The organism is Halomonas sp. AOP12-B1-6 (genome assembly GCF_052379225.1).
GTDB classification, from domain to species: Bacteria; Pseudomonadota; Gammaproteobacteria; order Pseudomonadales; family Halomonadaceae; genus Vreelandella; species Vreelandella casei.
Map to the genome: position 1 here is coordinate 319,402 of NZ_JBQSYK010000001.1, position 14,738 is coordinate 334,139.

Consider the following 14,738-nt stretch of genomic DNA (forward strand, 5'->3'; position numbering starts at 1 on the left):
GATAGCCCTAATGAGTGACGCCACCTTTCATCAGCTTCTTCATCCTTCTCACTGGAAGGCAGCCGTAGGCTATGCCAATGGCGTGCTTGCCTCCGGCCAGACTGTTTTTGTCGGCGGGCAGATTGGCTGGAATGCCGAGCATGTCTTTGAAAGCGACGACTTTGCTGTGCAGGTTAACCAAGCGCTGCAAAACATTGTGGCCGTACTACAAGAGGCGGGAGCAGGCCCAGAGCACCTGGTACGTTTAACCTGGTACGTGACGGACAAGAAGGAGTATTTAGCCCGCCTTAAAGACGTAGGCGCCGCCTACCGCGAAGTGCTCGGCAAGCATTTTCCAGCGATGACGATGGTGCAGGTGGCGGGGCTTGTCGAAGACCAGGCTAAAGTCGAGATAGAAGCGACGGCGGTAATACCTTCCGCCTAATTTTCGCCTCACAGCCATAAACAGCGCCCCTAGCGGGGCGCTAGCTTAAGCCGTGAAACGCTTTAATCCATCCCACAAAGCACCCATCGTTAAGATAGTGTTCTAGTATCGAGAAGTGATCCACGTTGGGGATTAGCTGCTGGGTAACGTGCTGACCTTGCTGGCTCACATGCTCGCTATAGGCGCTCATTTGGTCTTGAAATCCATCCAGCTCCAGCTCACCTGCCACGAGATGCATAGGCGCAGGCACCCGACACGCTAGCCCTAACGGGCTGAGTTCGTGTACATCACGGCCCGTCAGCTGAAGCTTAGGCTGCAGCCACGACCACGGAAATGGCCGTAGATCGTATAAACCGCTCACGCACAGCGCGCCACGAATGAGTTCGTTCGGCAAGCCAAACGTGCCCTGCCAGTCGGTCGACATCAGCATCGCACACAGGTGCCCGCCCGCGGAATGCCCTGAAATACTCAGCTGATCTGCATCAATGCCCAGCTCGGCGGCATGACGAGACACGTAAGCCACCGCCGCCTGAGTCTGCCGCACCAGCTCGCTAAAGCGTACCTGAGGGCACAGCGCATAGTTAACCACCGCCACCGTGATACCGGATTTAACGAGGTCATCGACGATAAAGCTAAATTCACGATGACTAAGTGAGCGCCAGTAGCCGCCGTGAAAGAACACATGCACGGGCGCTTTAAACCCATCGGCATGGAAGATATCCATACGTTCAGCAAGCGAAGGGCCATAAGCAAGATCCAAGGTGACGCGATGGTTTTCCCGCGATGCCTCGCTGCGCTGCCGCCAATCATTTACCAACACCATCGGGTCACGACCCAGCATCGGGTCGTAGGCACGATCGATCTCTTCTTGGCAGGCAAAGTGTTTGTAAAGCACGCCGTACTCCTTGTCACATAGCCTTAACGTTGACGCACGGCTAGCACTAGCATACGCAGCACGGCGATCGCCAAGATGGCAAAACCGATCAACGTCCAGGCAGGCAGTGAGAGGCCTAGCAACGAGAAATCGATATTGGCACACTCACCCGAGCTGTTTAACACCATGGACACGACGTCCCGCATGGGCAGGATATCCATCATGTATTCAAGCCCAGGCCCGCATGAAGGAACCTCGTCAGCCGGCAGTGATTGCAACCACACGTGGCGCCCGGCAACAAAGACACCGGCTCCAACGGCCGCCAGCGATAACAGCCCGTAAATGACTTTGCCGACGCGGCCTGCAGGGTTATGTATGGCTGCAATGGCGAACACAATACCAGCCGCAATCACCGCTACGCGCTGAAAAATACACAGTGGGCAGGGTTCATAGCCGCCGATATGCTCAAGGCCAAGAGCGACCGCCATCATCAATACACAGAAAGCTAAACCGGCCAGGGCTATTGAGCGAAAAGAGTGCAGGATCATTGACGAGCCTCAGAAGGTAGCGCCGATAAAGCGCGGGATTCGCGTGCTTTAGTAAAGTAAACCTGTAAGAACTCAGAGAACGACTCTTGGTCAGCGGCTTCAATATCGTGCTGCTGCTGGTGCGACGTTTCAATTAGCTGGGCTAATAACGCTTCACGACAGCGCTGCATCGGCGCCGCCTTCAGCTGCTCCGCCTGCTCTTGGGCCAAACTCAGCATCAAATCACTTAACGAGCCGCCGTTTTCCTTCAGCCGTTCGAGCACCTGAGCAGAAGGCGTAAGTGAGGGATCACTCAGCCTAGGTGCAAGGCTCGCTAATGCCTCTGCGTGCGGTGCACCTTCTTCTACTCCGTCAAGCAGGCGGGCCACTTCGCCCATTTCCGCAAAGATCTGTTCGCCCCACTCGCTCACCGAAGTGGGTTTACCATTATTAAACAGCTTAAGCTCGGGATCACGACCGCGCTCGACGACCCAACGACGATTGTCGTCTAAGCGGTCACATTCCTCGTCGGAAATCCATGGGCTGTCGCTGAGCAGGCACCACATCAAAAACGTGTCCACAAAGCGCATTTGGACTTCATTCACGCCAAGCGGATCGAAGGGATTGAGATCTAAGCAGCGCACTTCGATATATTCCACGCCACGGGCTTCCAGCGCCTGACTTGGCGTTTCGTTGTGCTTAGCGACACGTTTGGGACGAATATCGCTGTAATATTCGTTCTCAATTTGCAGAATGTTAGCGTTTAACTGGCGCCACTCGCCATCTACGTTAACACCCATTGCTTCATAGTCGGGCCATGGCGATGAGATCGCGTGACGCAGCGTATTAACGTAATTCGACAGCGAGTTAAAACAGATTTTAAGCTGCGACTGCACTTTATTTTGGTACCCAAGATCCGACATACGCAGGGTCGTCGCGTAAGGCGCAAAATAAGTGTCGTCACTGAGCGACTGCAGCTTATCAGGCACATTGCCTGCAGGCAGAAAGCTTTTATCGATGGCCGGTGACGCACCAAATAAATACAGCAATAACCAGCTATGACGGCGGAAATGACGAATCATGCCGAAATAGCGGGTGGAGCGATAATCGTTGAAGGGGATATTGGTGGCTTTTTCCATTTCACGCAGCGCGTGCCACATATCATCCGGCAACGAAACATTGTAATGAACGCCCGCAATCGCCTGCATGATGCGCCCATAGCGCATGTCTAACCCTTTGCGGTAAACATGCTTCATGGTGCCAACATTGGAACTGCCGTAGTCGGCAATCGGCACACTGTCGTTGCCAGACAGCCTAGACGGCATGCTGCCAGGCCAAATCCACTCATTTTCTAAATGATGATAGGTAAACGTATGCAGGTCAGATAAAAAGCACAGCGCCTCACCCGGCTGTGAGTAAACCGGCGTAATGTACTCAAGCAGCGACTCGGAGTAGTCGGTGGTGATATGCGGATGGGTTAACTTAGAGCCCAGCGCGTGCGGGTGTGGGGTTTGCGCAATATGGCCATTGGCGTCAACTCGCAATCCTTCTTTTTCAAGCCCACGACGCAGGCGGCCCAACCGGCCAAGGCGCGCACTGGGAAGCAGGCGTTCAACTTGCGCAGTCAGCGCGGATGGCACAGTGAGTGGTTCAGTCAAGGTGAACACTCCTTGTCAGTAAAGCCCGCCGACGGCGGGCCTTGGTGAAATCAGATGGCATCGTCAGCATCTCTGCTTCGCGCAGTAAAAGGCAGGATATGGCGGCAACCATGTTTTTTTCAAGGCATCGCTTATCAAGACATCGCTTTTTCAAGGCGCGCGATACGTTACCGCTGCCTATGACTATTTTCCGCCACGCGCTTTTAACAAAGCGGCGCCAAGCGCACCCATGGGTGCCGCCTGCTCAGAGGGCTTCGAAGCACTACGCTGCCCCCGCGCAGGCTTTCGCTGAGCGTTCTGCTGGTCAGCGCCGTTCTTAACATCGTTTTCAGCCTCAGGCTGATCATCCAAGCGCATGGAAAGCCCTACTCGCTTACGCGCAATGTCAACGCTCATTACTTTAACCGTCACGATATCCCCTGCCTTTACAACGCTGCGCGGGTCGTCGATAAACCGGTCGGATAACGCCGAGATGTGCACCAGGCCATCCTGATGGACGCCAATATCAACAAACGCACCAAAGTGCGTGACGTTGGTAACGGTACCTTCCAGCACCATGGCGAGCTTGAGATCTTTCAGTGTTTCGACCCCTTCACGAAACTCTGCAGCTTTAAACTCAGGGCGCGGGTCACGGCCAGGTTTATCTAGCTCTTTAAGAATATCGCTGACCGTAGGCACACCAAAACGCTCATCGGCAAAGTCGGCAGGCTTGAACGCTTTTAGCGCCGCGCTATCGCCAATCAAGCCTTTCACCTCACGACCACCCTGCTTGGCGATACGCTCCACCAAAGAATAGGCCTCAGGGTGAACGGCACTAGCATCCAACGGATTATTCGCATTATGAATACGCAGAAAGCCGGCGCACTGCTCAAAGGTTTTCGCGCCTAAGCGGCTCACCTCTAATAGCTCTTTACGACTTTTAAAAGCGCCCTTTGCATTGCGTTGGGCAACAATATTTTCAGCCAGCGCCGCACTCAGCCCAGCAACCCGTGAAAGGAGCGCGCTAGAGGCGGTATTGAGATCGACACCGACCGCGTTAACGCAGTCCTCGATCACGACTTCCAGGCTACGCGACAGCTGTACCTGAGAAACATCGTGCTGATATTGCCCCACACCAATCGACTTGGGCTCGATTTTGACCAGCTCGGCAAGCGGGTCCTGCAGGCGACGGCCAATGGACACCGCGCCACGGATAGTGACGTCTAAATCAGGCAGCTCACGAGAGGCGTATTCAGAGGCAGAGTACACCGAGGCGCCGGCTTCTGAGACCATCACCTTGCTTAACCGGTGCGCGGGCGCCAGCGCCTTGACCAGCTCGCCTGCCAGCTTGTCGGTTTCACGACTAGCGGTGCCGTTACCAACAGCAATCAGCTCAACGCCATGCTGTTTAATCAGCTTGGTTAGCACGCCTAACGACTCATCCCAGCGGTTCTGCGGCGCGTGAGGGTAAATAGTCGCCTGATCAATAAACTGGCCGGTGGCATCAATCACCGCAATTTTACAGCCCGTCCGCTGGCCTGGATCAATCGCGAGGGTAATTTTCTGGCCTGCCGGTGCCGCTAGCAGCAGGTCTTTCAGGTTGGCTGCAAACACCTCGATAGCCGTTAATTCAGCGGCTTCGCGCAGGCGGCCCAGCAGCTCTGTTTCCAGTGCGGTATAAAGCTTTACGCGCCAAGTCCAGCGGACAACTTCAGCGAGCCACTTATCCGCCGCACGGCCTTGATCACCAATGCCGAACTGCTTGGCAATCGTCACCTGGGCAGGATGAACCGGGGCATCGTCTTCACCAGGCAAACGAATCGACAGGCTTAAGATACCTTCGTTGCGCGCGCGGAACATTGCCAATGCGCGGTGCGAAGGCGCTTTGGCCAGCTTCTCGTCGTGCTCAAAGTAGTCGGAGAACTTAGCGCCCTCCTGCTGCTTGCCCTCAAGCACACGCGCACTGAGTTCGCCTTCTTGCCACAGCCGTTCGCGTAATTGGCCTATCAGCTCGGGATCTTCGGCAAAGCGCTCCATCAAAATCTGCTTGGCGCCATCTAGCGCAGCCTTGGCATCTTCGATGGCGGGAATATCGCCTTCCGCCGAGCGCAAATAGTGAGCGGCTTCGCTTTCAGGGCTTAGCGTAGGATCAGCCAGCAGTGCATCCGCCAATGGCTCAAGCCCTGCTTCGCGGGCAATTTGTGCTTTGGTACGGCGCTTTTTCTTAAAGGGCAGGTATAGATCTTCCAGCCGCTGCTTGGTCTCAGCGGCATCAATGCTTGCCTTTAGCGGGCCGTCGAGCTTGCCCTGCTCATCAATGGCGGCTAGCACTGCGGCACGGCGTTCTTCAAGCTCGCGCAGGTAGCGCAGGCGCTCATCTAACTGACGTAGCTGAATATCGTCTAGGGCGCCGGTGACTTCTTTACGATAACGGGCAATAAACGGTACGGTGGCGCCGCCATCCAGCAGTTCCACCGTGGCAGAGACTTGTTCGGGACGTACGCTTAACTCAGTGGCTAAGCGCGAAATAATACGCTGATTGACATCCATAAATTACAACTAACTCATGCAGCATTTGATATGTTGCCAAGGTACCACAAACCTACCACGGCTGGCATGACTTGCAGCGTAACCGGAACGGCCCCATTTTCGGCGTTTCATCACCGGCCATAAACAAAAGCCATGATCAGACGACATCACAGCAATCCGCAGCTACCCATAAAAAATGGGACAGTGCCGAAGCACTGTCCCATTTTTATGACACTTACGGGCAAGCCTATTTTCAGCTCACCTGCGGGCCCGCTTTGACGATTGCGTCGCTGACGCCTTCGAATTTCTTGAAGTTATTAACAAACTTCGTCGCCAGTTCTTTCAGGTGACGATCGTATGCCTCACGGTCTTGCCAGGTTTCACGCGGATCAAGCAGGCTAGAGTCAACGCCCGGTACGGAAACAGGCACCTGCAAATTAAGACCATCAATATGCTTGGTTTCGATGTCGCGCAGCACACCTGACTGAATCGCACTGATGATGGCGCGAGTCGTCGGGATGGAGAAGCGTGAGCCGCCTTCACCGTAAGCGCCGCCGGTCCAGCCAGTATTGACCAAGTACACCTGAGCGTCTTTTTTGTCGACACGCTTGATCAAAAGGTCAGCGTATTCACGCGCAGGCCGCGGGAAGAACGGCGCGCCGAAGCAGGTAGAGAACGTCGCGGCCAAGCCTTCAGACGAGCCCATTTCGGTTGAGCCCACTTTGGCAGTGTAGCCTGACAGAAAGTGATAAGCCGCCGCTTCCTTAGACAGCACGGACACCGGCGGCAGCACGCCAGACATATCGCAAGTCAGAAACACGATCGCGTTCGGCTCGCCCGCGAGATTTTCCGGTACGCGCTTCTCGACGTGCTCTAGCGGGTAGGCGGCACGTGAGTTCTGAGTCAGGCTGTCGTCAGCGTAATCGGGCTCACGGCGGTCATCCAACACAACGTTCTCAAGCACGGTGCCGAATTTAATGGCGTTCCAGATAACCGGCTCGTTCTTTTCAGAAAGATCGATGCACTTGGCGTAGCAGCCGCCTTCCATATTGAAGACGATGCCGTCGCCCCAAGCGTGCTCGTCATCGCCAATCAAAAAGCGCGCTTGGTCAGCGGAAAGCGTGGTTTTACCGGTGCCAGAAAGACCGAAGAACAGGCACGTTTCGCCATCTTCACCGACGTTAGCCGAGCAGTGCATGGGCAGCACGTCGGCAGCCGGGAGCAGAAAGTTTTGCACGGAGAACATGGCTTTTTTCATTTCACCGGCGTAACGCATACCGGCGATTAGCACTTTCTTCTCAGCGAAGTTGATGATCACACAACCATCAGAGTTAGTGCCGTCGCGCGAAGGATCACACTCAAAGCCTGCGGCATTAAGGATTGCCCATTCGTCTTTAGCGGCTTGATTATAGGCCTGAGGACGTACAAACATGGTGCGGCCAAACAGATTTTGCCAAGCGGTTTGGGTGGTGACGCGAACCGGCAGGTAGTGGGCGGAATCACTGCCGACGTGCAGTTCAGTCACGAAATGTTCTTGGCTAGTCAGATACTCATCAACCCGGTTCCACAAGGCGTTGAATTTGTCGGCATTGAAAGGCAGGTTGACACCGCCCCAATCGATTTGACTGCGCGTAGAGGGCTCATCGACGATAAAACGATCTTTCGGAGAACGACCGGTACGCAGGCCCGTATTTACTACCAGAGCACCGTTGGCCGACAGGCGGCCTTCGCCACTTGCCACTGCGCGCTCGATCAGTTCGGCGCTGCTGAGGTTGACGTGGGCTTGGGGAGCAGCTTGAGTCGTGGTCATGTCGATTCCTGGCCTTAAGGCCGTTATGTCTCGTTTACCGGGCGAAAGGAGTTGCTTACAAAGACGTGACGTGTCTAACGTGCAAGCATCTTCATTACCATCGCCTTAAAGTTCATCCCAACCATGGCTAAACCGGCTGGGTGCGCTGAAGTCGGGCGCATTATGGCAAAAAGAAAGCCCCCGGGAAACGGGGGCGAAGATCAAATATCGTGTAGTTAAACTACTACATAGACACTACATTTTGTGTTGCAACGCAGTAATTAATAAAACGACCGTTTGCCAAAAGCGTCGTATTCATTGAATCCATTGACCCTCCCGCGACGACGGGCAGACCCGCTGATGGCTGCATTTGACTACACAATCAGTGAATTGTCGGTGATGGCGCCTCAGGGTCATCCAACAAAGTTTCAATATCCGCTGCCGTGTAGTGATATTTCGTGTGACAAAAGTGGCATTGCGTGTCGATTGCGCCCTGTTCTTGAAGAATATCGCGCAGCTCGTCTTGGCCTAATGAGTACAGCGCGGACGTCATTCGCTCGCGAGAGCACGTGCAGCCAAAGCGTAAATCTTTCGGATCGAAGACGCGCACCGTTTCTTCATGATAAAGACGGTACAGCACTTCACGCTGCTCAAGCCCCAGCAGCTCTTCTGTTTTGATAGTATCGGCCAGCTGCACGCTACGACTCCAGGCATCGACATCTTGGTTTTGCGATGCTTCCGGCAGGCGCTGCAACAGTAAACCACCAGCGCGCTCCTCATTCGCTGCCAGCCATAGGCGAGTCGGCAACTGCTCGGACTGACTGAAATAGGCCTCCAGGCAGCCGCTCAGCGTGTCTTGGTCTAGCGCCACAATACCTTGATAACGATTGCCTTCACGAGGGTCGAGAGTGATCACAATTTGGCCTTCGCCCACCAGTTCGCGAAAGCTTGCATGCTCACTCGGCAGCGCGGCATCTTCTGCGATACGGGCAATCGCGCGCAGCTCACCGCCGGGGTTGGACTCAGCCATTAATAATGCCAGCACGCCTCGCCCGCGCACTTCAATACTCAGCGTGCCATCCAGTTTAACCGTATCAGTAAGCAGCGCCACCGCCGCCAGCAGCTCACCCAGCAGCTCATTAACAGCGGTCGGATAAGCGTGGCGATCCAACACTTCGTGATAGGCGGCAGACAGGGTGACGATTTCACCGCGTACATTGGTTTGATCGAATATAAAGCGTTGAATTTGATCGGACATGATTTAACTACCTACTGTTTAAAGTGCAGCTGATGTTTAACGGTGGTGACTCAAAGCGTGGGCATTACTCTCCCTGATGACGCTGGAAGCGCTGGATATCGCGGCGCTGCTTTTTATCGGGACGCTTGAGCGGATGCTGCATCGCTTCATTGGTGAGTCGCCGAGCCTCGGCTTCCCGCGCACGGCGCTGGATGCTGTCGTCGGTCTCGGCATAGAGCATGCGTGCTTCAGGCGCACCGCGGCGCTGGTTTGAAAGCGATATCACCTCTACCTCAAGAACTTCCCATCCTTGCGGCACGCGAATATTGGCCCCCACTTCGACGTTTTTACTGGTCTTAACCCGGGCGCCATCGTAATGCACTTTGCCACCTTCAATCGCTTTTTTGGCAAGCGCACGGGTTTTAAAAAAACGCGCAGCCCACAGCCATTTATCTAAGCGTACGCTTTCACTCATGCATGCTCTCCTTGTCGTTACGACGACATCGGCAGCTGTTCGGGCAGCAACTGGGCAAATCGATCCAGAGCAATAAATTCCTGCAGCTCTTTTTCAGGCCGCTGACTATCCGGCTGTTTAATGCCCAATAAATGCTTGATGCCAAACTCACGGGCACTTTCTAACACGCTGGCGTTGTCATCGATAAATAGCGTACGGGCAGGGTCAAAGGCTTCGATTTCCTGTAGCGCGAACCAAAACGCCTGCTCTTCTTTGGCAGCGCCCACGTCTTCAGAAGAAACGATTGCATCAAGGTAGCTTTCCAAACCAGTCAGCGGCAGTTTCAAGGCAAGGCTCGCACGATCGGCATTAGTGGCCAGGATAACGCGAGGATGCGCCTGTTTTAACCATTTAAGAAAATCCAGCGCGCCGCTGCGTAGGCCGATTAAGTGCTGCACTTCGCGCTTTAAGGCAACAATATCGACCCCTAGCTCGCGGCTCCAGTACGCTAGGCTGTACCAGTTCAGAGTGCCCTGCTCACCAATAATGCGAGCCTTTAGCGCCTCTTGAGAGGCTTCATCTAGCTGGTGCAATTCACGGTAGCGCCGCGGCAAATGCTCAAGCCAAAAATGGCTATCGAAATGTAAATCTAGCAGCGTACCGTCCATATCGAGAAGGACGGTGTCTATCTCGCGCCAATCAATCATTGTCGCTCCGGTCGCGTAAGGAGTAAGCGTGCTATTGTAGCTTAACCGCCTTTTACCAGCCATGGAGGCACGCTTTTATGTCCGACTCCTTTATGCCCAACTCCCCCACAGCCCCTCATGATCCCGACACCCGCAGCAGTACTGATTACCTGCGCAAACCGCAAATTTTATCGCGCGAATGTGTGGCGCAAAGTCGCTTATTTCAAGTGGAGTCATTAGCACTGCGTTTTTCTAACGGCGAAGAGCGTCAGTTCGAGCGTTTAACCGGCGCTGATCGCGGGGCAGTGATGATTGTGGCAATGCCAGACCCTGATCACGTATTGCTAATCCGAGAATACGCAGCGGGATTTGAAGATTACGTACTTACGCTACCGAAAGGGCTGGTCGACCCCGGTGAAGACATCGTCACCGCGGCCAACCGTGAGCTGATGGAAGAGTGTGGCTTTGGTGCGCGCTGCATTGAACCGCTGGTCGAGCTTTCGTTGGCCCCCAACTACATGCGTCATCGCATGCAGGTGCTGCTCGCCACCGACCTTTATCCTAAACGGCTGCCGGGAGATGAACCCGAACCGCTGATTGTGGAAACGCATGCCTTAGAAGAGCTGCCGGCGCTCTTAATGCGCGATGACTTCCATGAAGGGCGCACCATTGCCGCTCTTTATATCGCCAGGGATAAAATGCGGGAAGAAAAGCGTCACAACGCCACTGATTTACTCTGACCAATTTACTCTGACCAACAATGAGTAGAAAGCAGCGTTGACGCTTGTCCAACGCTGCGTTGACTTCAGAAGTGATGCTTCAGAAATGATGCTTCAAAGAAATCCAGCGCCGTTGACGGTGGCTATCTAGCCCTGCTTCTAACAACGTCATTGAGCGCAGTGCGTCATCTACGCTAACCGGCAGCGGCGCCTGCTCGCGAATAGCGGCAGCAATGCCTTGATAATAGGCAAGATAATCACCGGGCAAGGTGGCATGTTCGCGTTGTATTAGCGGCGTGCTTTCACCCTTGCCTTCGCGTAACGTTAGCGTACCGTGCTGAGTATCATTCCCCCAGTGTGCTCCGGGCACCTCACCGGCTTTCAAACGCTCTTCCTGCGGATCTAAACCATACTTTACATAGCTGCCATCTGTACCGTGAATTCGAAAGCGTGGCGTAGGATCGGCCGCTAGCGTGCTCGCCGCCAGGGTAACGCGAAAGCTTTCATAATCCAGCACGGCAAGGAAGTCATCATCAGCCTTTGCACCATCACGCCGAGCGCTTACTTCCAGCAAAATGGCGTGCGGCATGCCAAACAGCTCGCAGGCCTGGTCTAGCAGATGCGGCCCCAGGTCATACCAAATACCGCCTCCTGGCGCGGCCTTCTCACGCCAGCGGTCAATTACTTGTGGGCGAAAGCGATCAAAGCGTGATTCGATGCTGACAACGCGTCCTAACGTGCCCGCTTCTAGCAACGCTTTTACGGTTAGAAAATCGCTGTCCCAGCGGCGATTGTGAAATACCGAGAGTAGCCGCGCCTTATCATCGGCTAGTTTTTTGAGCAGTTTGCCCTCTGACACCGTGACAGTGAACGGTTTATCGACCACCACGTGCTTACCCGCAGAGAGCGCCGCTTTAGCAAGAGAAAAGTGCGTATCGTTGGGTGTAGGGATAACGATGAGGTCAATATCGCTACGCTGACATAGCGCTAGCGCCTGACTCTCCACCTCGACGTTAGGTAATGCTCCCCGCACCTTGGCAGCGTCACTGGATGATACAGCCACCAAATCCAGGCCTTCTGCGGCCTGGATCAGCGGTGCGTGGAAGGTTTGGCTAGCGAAACCGAAGCCAACCAGTCCAACGTTAATGGTCGCCTTCATTGCATTCCTTCACATGTATTATTGCGATTTATTACCCGGTTTGTTCTATCAATACTGTTTTATCAATACTGCTCTACCAGTACTTTTCTATCAATACGAGTACAGCAGTCTCGCAAGAAGCGGGCCGGGTTATTGGCATCGCTTTAATCTCTAAGCGTAGTTTAAACTTAGCTTAATCTTAGTCACGGCCAAATACGACATCAGCGACGTCGCGATAGCGCTTGGCGAAGTGCACCGTCATGCCCTCTTTCAGATAGTCCGGCAATTCTTCGTAATCACGGCGATTAGCATCGGGAAGAATGAGCTCGAATATATCGCTACGCCGGGCGGCAATCACTTTCTCGCGAATACCCCCTACCGGCAGCACCTGACCGGTTAACGTCAGCTCACCGGTCATTGCCAGCGGCCTATCAATGGCGTGGTGCTTGGCAAGAGACATTAGCGCCGTCGTCATCGTGACACCCGCCGAAGGGCCATCTTTTGGCGTCGCCCCTTCCGGCACGTGAAGGTGCACAAACGCTGAGTCAAAGAAATCGGCATCGGCACCGTATTCTTGCAGGTGACCAAGCGTATAGCTGTAGGCGATATTAGCCGACTCCTGCATCACCTCTCCCAGCTTTCCGGTGAGTTTGAAACCGCGATCCAATGAATGCACTTTGCCTGCCTCAATCGGCAGCGTTGCGCCGCCCATGGACGTCCACGCAAGCCCGGTTACAACGCCTTCACCGGTTAACACTTTTTCCTTACGGAAGATCGGCGCACCCAGAAACTCTTCTAAGTTCTTAACCGAAACCTTGACCGTTTCAATATCGTCTTCCAGCAGTTTCACGGCTGATTTACGCACAATACGGTGGAGCTGTTTTTCCAGCTGCCTTACCCCGGCTTCACGAGCGTAGCCTTCAATAACCTGTTTTAAAGCCGCATCGGTCAAATTAATGCGCTTTTTAGGTAAATTGTCGCGTTTAAGCAATTTCGGCCACAGATGATTCTTGGCAATCGCCAGTTTTTCTTCCGCGATATAGCCAGAAAGACGAATTTGCTCCATGCGATCAAGTAATGGCCCAGGGATCGAATCCAAGGTGTTAGCCGTGCAAATAAACAACACTTTAGAAAGGTCCATCCGGACATCAAGATAGTGGTCGAGGAAATCGACGTTCTGCTCGGGATCAAGCACTTCCAGCAGCGCCGACGCGGGGTCCCCCTGGAAGGACTGCCCCAGCTTGTCAATTTCGTCCAGCATGATGACGGGGTTTTCGACCTCTACCTCTTTAAAGGCCTGCACGAGCTTGCCGGGCATAGCGCCTACATAGGTACGCCGATGGCCTTTGATTTCCGCCTCATCGCGCATCCCGCCGACCGAAAACCGGTAAAACTGACGGCCTAGCGTCTCAGCGATCGATCGCCCGATCGATGTTTTACCCACCCCTGGCGGGCCGACTAGCAGTACAATCGAACCGCCAACATCGCCCTTGAAAGTACCTTCGGCCAGGAATTCGATAATGCGTTCTTTAACGTCGCTGAGGCCGTCGTGATCCCGATTCAGCACTTGACGGGCATGCGGAAGATCCAACTGATCTTGGCTGGTCACGCCCCAAGGCAGCGAGGTTAGCCAGTCGAGATAGTTACGCGTGGTGCCATACTCTGGCGACCCGGTTTCCAGGACGCTGAGCTTGGTAAGCTCATCATCAATTCGGGTTTGAACGCGTTCAGGCACCACTAGCGCATCCAAGCGCGCCCTGAAAGTATCCACATCGTTTTCACGATCATCTTTGGAAATACCCAGCTCGCGCTGGATCACTTTAAGCTGTTCACGCAGGAAAAACTCGCGCTGACGATCCTGCATCTGCGCGTTTACCTGCTCGCTGATCTCACCCTGTAGCAGAGCCACGTCGATCTCTTTCCGCAGCAGCGGCAGCACTTTCTGCATCCGCTCTTCTACCGAAAGTGTTGCCAGCACATCCTGCAGTTCGGGGCCTTTGGCAGAGGTAATCGCCGCTGCAAAATCGGTCAACGGGCCTGGCTGATGGGGGCTAAAGCGGTTGAGGTAATGCTTAAGCTCTTCGCCATACAGTGGGTTTATGGGCAGCAGCTCTTTAATCCCGTTGATAATCGCCATGGCGTAGGCGCGGGTTTCTTCATTCTCCGCGTCAACCGGTTCTTTTGGATAAGTGACTTCAACCAAATACGGCGGCTCTTTGGAGAGCCAGCGAGTAATTTTAAAGCGCTGCAGACCCTGAGCAATAAACTGAATCTGCTCATCTTCACTCTTTAGCTTATGGACTTTGACGGCAGTCCCGATCTCGGGAAAACTCTTGTGGTCAATGGAGCTAACGCCCTGTTCACCGACAAACGCAACGCCAATCATGTGATGAGGCGTATTGCCTACACGGCGCATAGTCTCTTCCCAGCGTTCACGATTAACCACTAAAGGCTGAACCTGGGCCGGGAAAAAAGGGCGATTATGGATAGGAAGGAGGTAGATGCGCTCTGGCAGCATTTCACTGGCAGGCACTAGAGAATTTACCCGTTCACCGTCTGAGCGGTAGTCTTGGCTGCCCTGCTCTTCATTCGCTTTCTGAGAGCGTTCGTCATGGCCCTGATGAGAAGCTTTATCAGTGGCTGAAAAAGACTCGTCGTCTACTTGCCAGTTAAGGTGCTCATCATCGCGGTCGTAATCTTGGTCGCTCATGCGTCCTCCAATGA

The 14,738-nt window shown here is 54.2% G+C and carries 12 protein-coding genes; 2 read left to right on the forward strand and 10 right to left on the reverse strand.

The window, feature by feature from the left end:
* The first annotated feature begins 10 nt into the window (after positions 1–10).
* Positions 11–424: a RidA family protein gene (locus ACT3TR_RS01425; protein ID WP_193062281.1), complete on the forward strand. Its 414-nt coding sequence runs from the start codon at positions 11–13 to the stop codon at positions 422–424.
* Positions 425–464: 40 nt separating this feature from the next.
* On the opposite strand, the gene ACT3TR_RS01430 is transcribed toward ACT3TR_RS01425, so the two are convergent.
* The 8 genes from ACT3TR_RS01430 to yrfG form a co-directional block, all read right to left on the reverse strand.
* Entirely contained in the window at positions 465–1,319 is an 855-nt protein-coding gene (locus tag ACT3TR_RS01430; RefSeq protein WP_444624689.1) for an alpha/beta hydrolase, read from the reverse strand.
* Between the two features lie 23 nt (positions 1,320–1,342).
* Positions 1,343–1,846: a disulfide bond formation protein B gene (locus ACT3TR_RS01435; protein WP_192536150.1), complete on the reverse strand. Its 504-nt coding sequence runs from the start codon at positions 1,844–1,846 to the stop codon at positions 1,343–1,345.
* Positions 1,843–3,483, reverse strand: a complete 1,641-nt coding sequence (gene gshA / locus ACT3TR_RS01440) for a glutamate--cysteine ligase (RefSeq protein WP_192536151.1) — start codon at positions 3,481–3,483, stop codon at positions 1,843–1,845. Before gshA ends, ACT3TR_RS01435 begins: the two co-directional genes overlap by 4 nt.
* Positions 3,484–3,666: 183 nt before the next feature.
* On the reverse strand, positions 3,667–6,012 hold the full coding sequence (locus ACT3TR_RS01445) for a Tex family protein (RefSeq protein ID WP_444624688.1): 2,346 nt from the start codon (positions 6,010–6,012) through the stop codon (positions 3,667–3,669).
* 232 nt (positions 6,013–6,244) lie between these two features.
* The gene (locus ACT3TR_RS01450; protein WP_441685077.1) at positions 6,245–7,801 is read right to left on the reverse strand and encodes a phosphoenolpyruvate carboxykinase; all 1,557 of its coding nucleotides are present in this window, start codon (positions 7,799–7,801) and stop codon (positions 6,245–6,247) included.
* Positions 7,802–8,162: 361 nt separating this feature from the next.
* Entirely contained in the window at positions 8,163–9,038 is an 876-nt protein-coding gene (gene hslO / locus ACT3TR_RS01455; RefSeq protein WP_193062271.1) for an Hsp33 family molecular chaperone HslO, read from the reverse strand.
* 64 nt (positions 9,039–9,102) lie between these two features.
* Positions 9,103–9,492 carry an RNA-binding S4 domain-containing protein gene (locus ACT3TR_RS01460; protein ID WP_193062269.1) on the reverse strand — a complete coding sequence of 130 codons (390 nt, stop codon included), beginning with the start codon at positions 9,490–9,492 and terminating at the stop codon, positions 9,103–9,105.
* Between the two features lie 17 nt (positions 9,493–9,509).
* The gene (yrfG, locus tag ACT3TR_RS01465) at positions 9,510–10,178 is read right to left on the reverse strand and encodes a GMP/IMP nucleotidase (protein ID WP_193062267.1); all 669 of its coding nucleotides are present in this window, start codon (positions 10,176–10,178) and stop codon (positions 9,510–9,512) included.
* A 92-nt stretch (positions 10,179–10,270) separates the two neighbouring features.
* On the opposite strand from yrfG, the gene nudE reads away from it, so the two are divergent.
* Entirely contained in the window at positions 10,271–10,897 is a 627-nt protein-coding gene (gene nudE, locus ACT3TR_RS01470) for an ADP compounds hydrolase NudE (RefSeq protein ID WP_193062689.1), read from the forward strand.
* A 79-nt stretch (positions 10,898–10,976) separates the two neighbouring features.
* Here the strand turns inward: nudE and ACT3TR_RS01475 are convergent, their stop codons facing one another.
* Together ACT3TR_RS01475 and lon are read right to left on the reverse strand one after the other, a co-directional pair.
* Positions 10,977–12,035, reverse strand: a complete 1,059-nt coding sequence (locus tag ACT3TR_RS01475) for an oxidoreductase (RefSeq protein ID WP_441685079.1) — start codon at positions 12,033–12,035, stop codon at positions 10,977–10,979.
* Between the two features lie 178 nt (positions 12,036–12,213).
* Positions 12,214–14,724, reverse strand: coding sequence for an endopeptidase La (gene lon, locus ACT3TR_RS01480; RefSeq protein ID WP_444624687.1), 2,511 nt, complete (start codon positions 14,722–14,724; stop codon positions 12,214–12,216).
* Positions 14,725–14,738: the final 14 nt, after the last annotated feature.

What these genes read in the sequence shown, in the direction of transcription:
- ACT3TR_RS01425 (WP_193062281.1), top strand. Translation starts at nt 11, where the DNA reads ATGAGTGACGCCACCTTTCATCAGCTTCTTCATCCTTCTCACTGGAAG.
- ACT3TR_RS01435 (WP_192536150.1), bottom strand. Translation starts at nt 1,846, where the DNA reads ATGATCCTGCACTCTTTTCGCTCAATAGCCCTGGCCGGTTTAGCTTTC.
- ACT3TR_RS01445 (WP_444624688.1), bottom strand. Translation starts at nt 6,012, where the DNA reads ATGGATGTCAATCAGCGTATTATTTCGCGCTTAGCCACTGAGTTAAGC.
- ACT3TR_RS01450 (WP_441685077.1), bottom strand. Translation starts at nt 7,801, where the DNA reads ATGACCACGACTCAAGCTGCTCCCCAAGCCCACGTCAACCTCAGCAGC.
- hslO (WP_193062271.1), bottom strand. Translation starts at nt 9,038, where the DNA reads ATGTCCGATCAAATTCAACGCTTTATATTCGATCAAACCAATGTACGC.
- ACT3TR_RS01460 (WP_193062269.1), bottom strand. Translation starts at nt 9,492, where the DNA reads ATGAGTGAAAGCGTACGCTTAGATAAATGGCTGTGGGCTGCGCGTTTT.
- yrfG (WP_193062267.1), bottom strand. Translation starts at nt 10,178, where the DNA reads ATGATTGATTGGCGCGAGATAGACACCGTCCTTCTCGATATGGACGGT.
- nudE (WP_193062689.1), top strand. Translation starts at nt 10,271, where the DNA reads ATGCCCAACTCCCCCACAGCCCCTCATGATCCCGACACCCGCAGCAGT.
- ACT3TR_RS01475 (WP_441685079.1), bottom strand. Translation starts at nt 12,035, where the DNA reads ATGAAGGCGACCATTAACGTTGGACTGGTTGGCTTCGGTTTCGCTAGC.
- lon (WP_444624687.1), bottom strand. Translation starts at nt 14,724, where the DNA reads ATGAGCGACCAAGATTACGACCGCGATGATGAGCACCTTAACTGGCAA.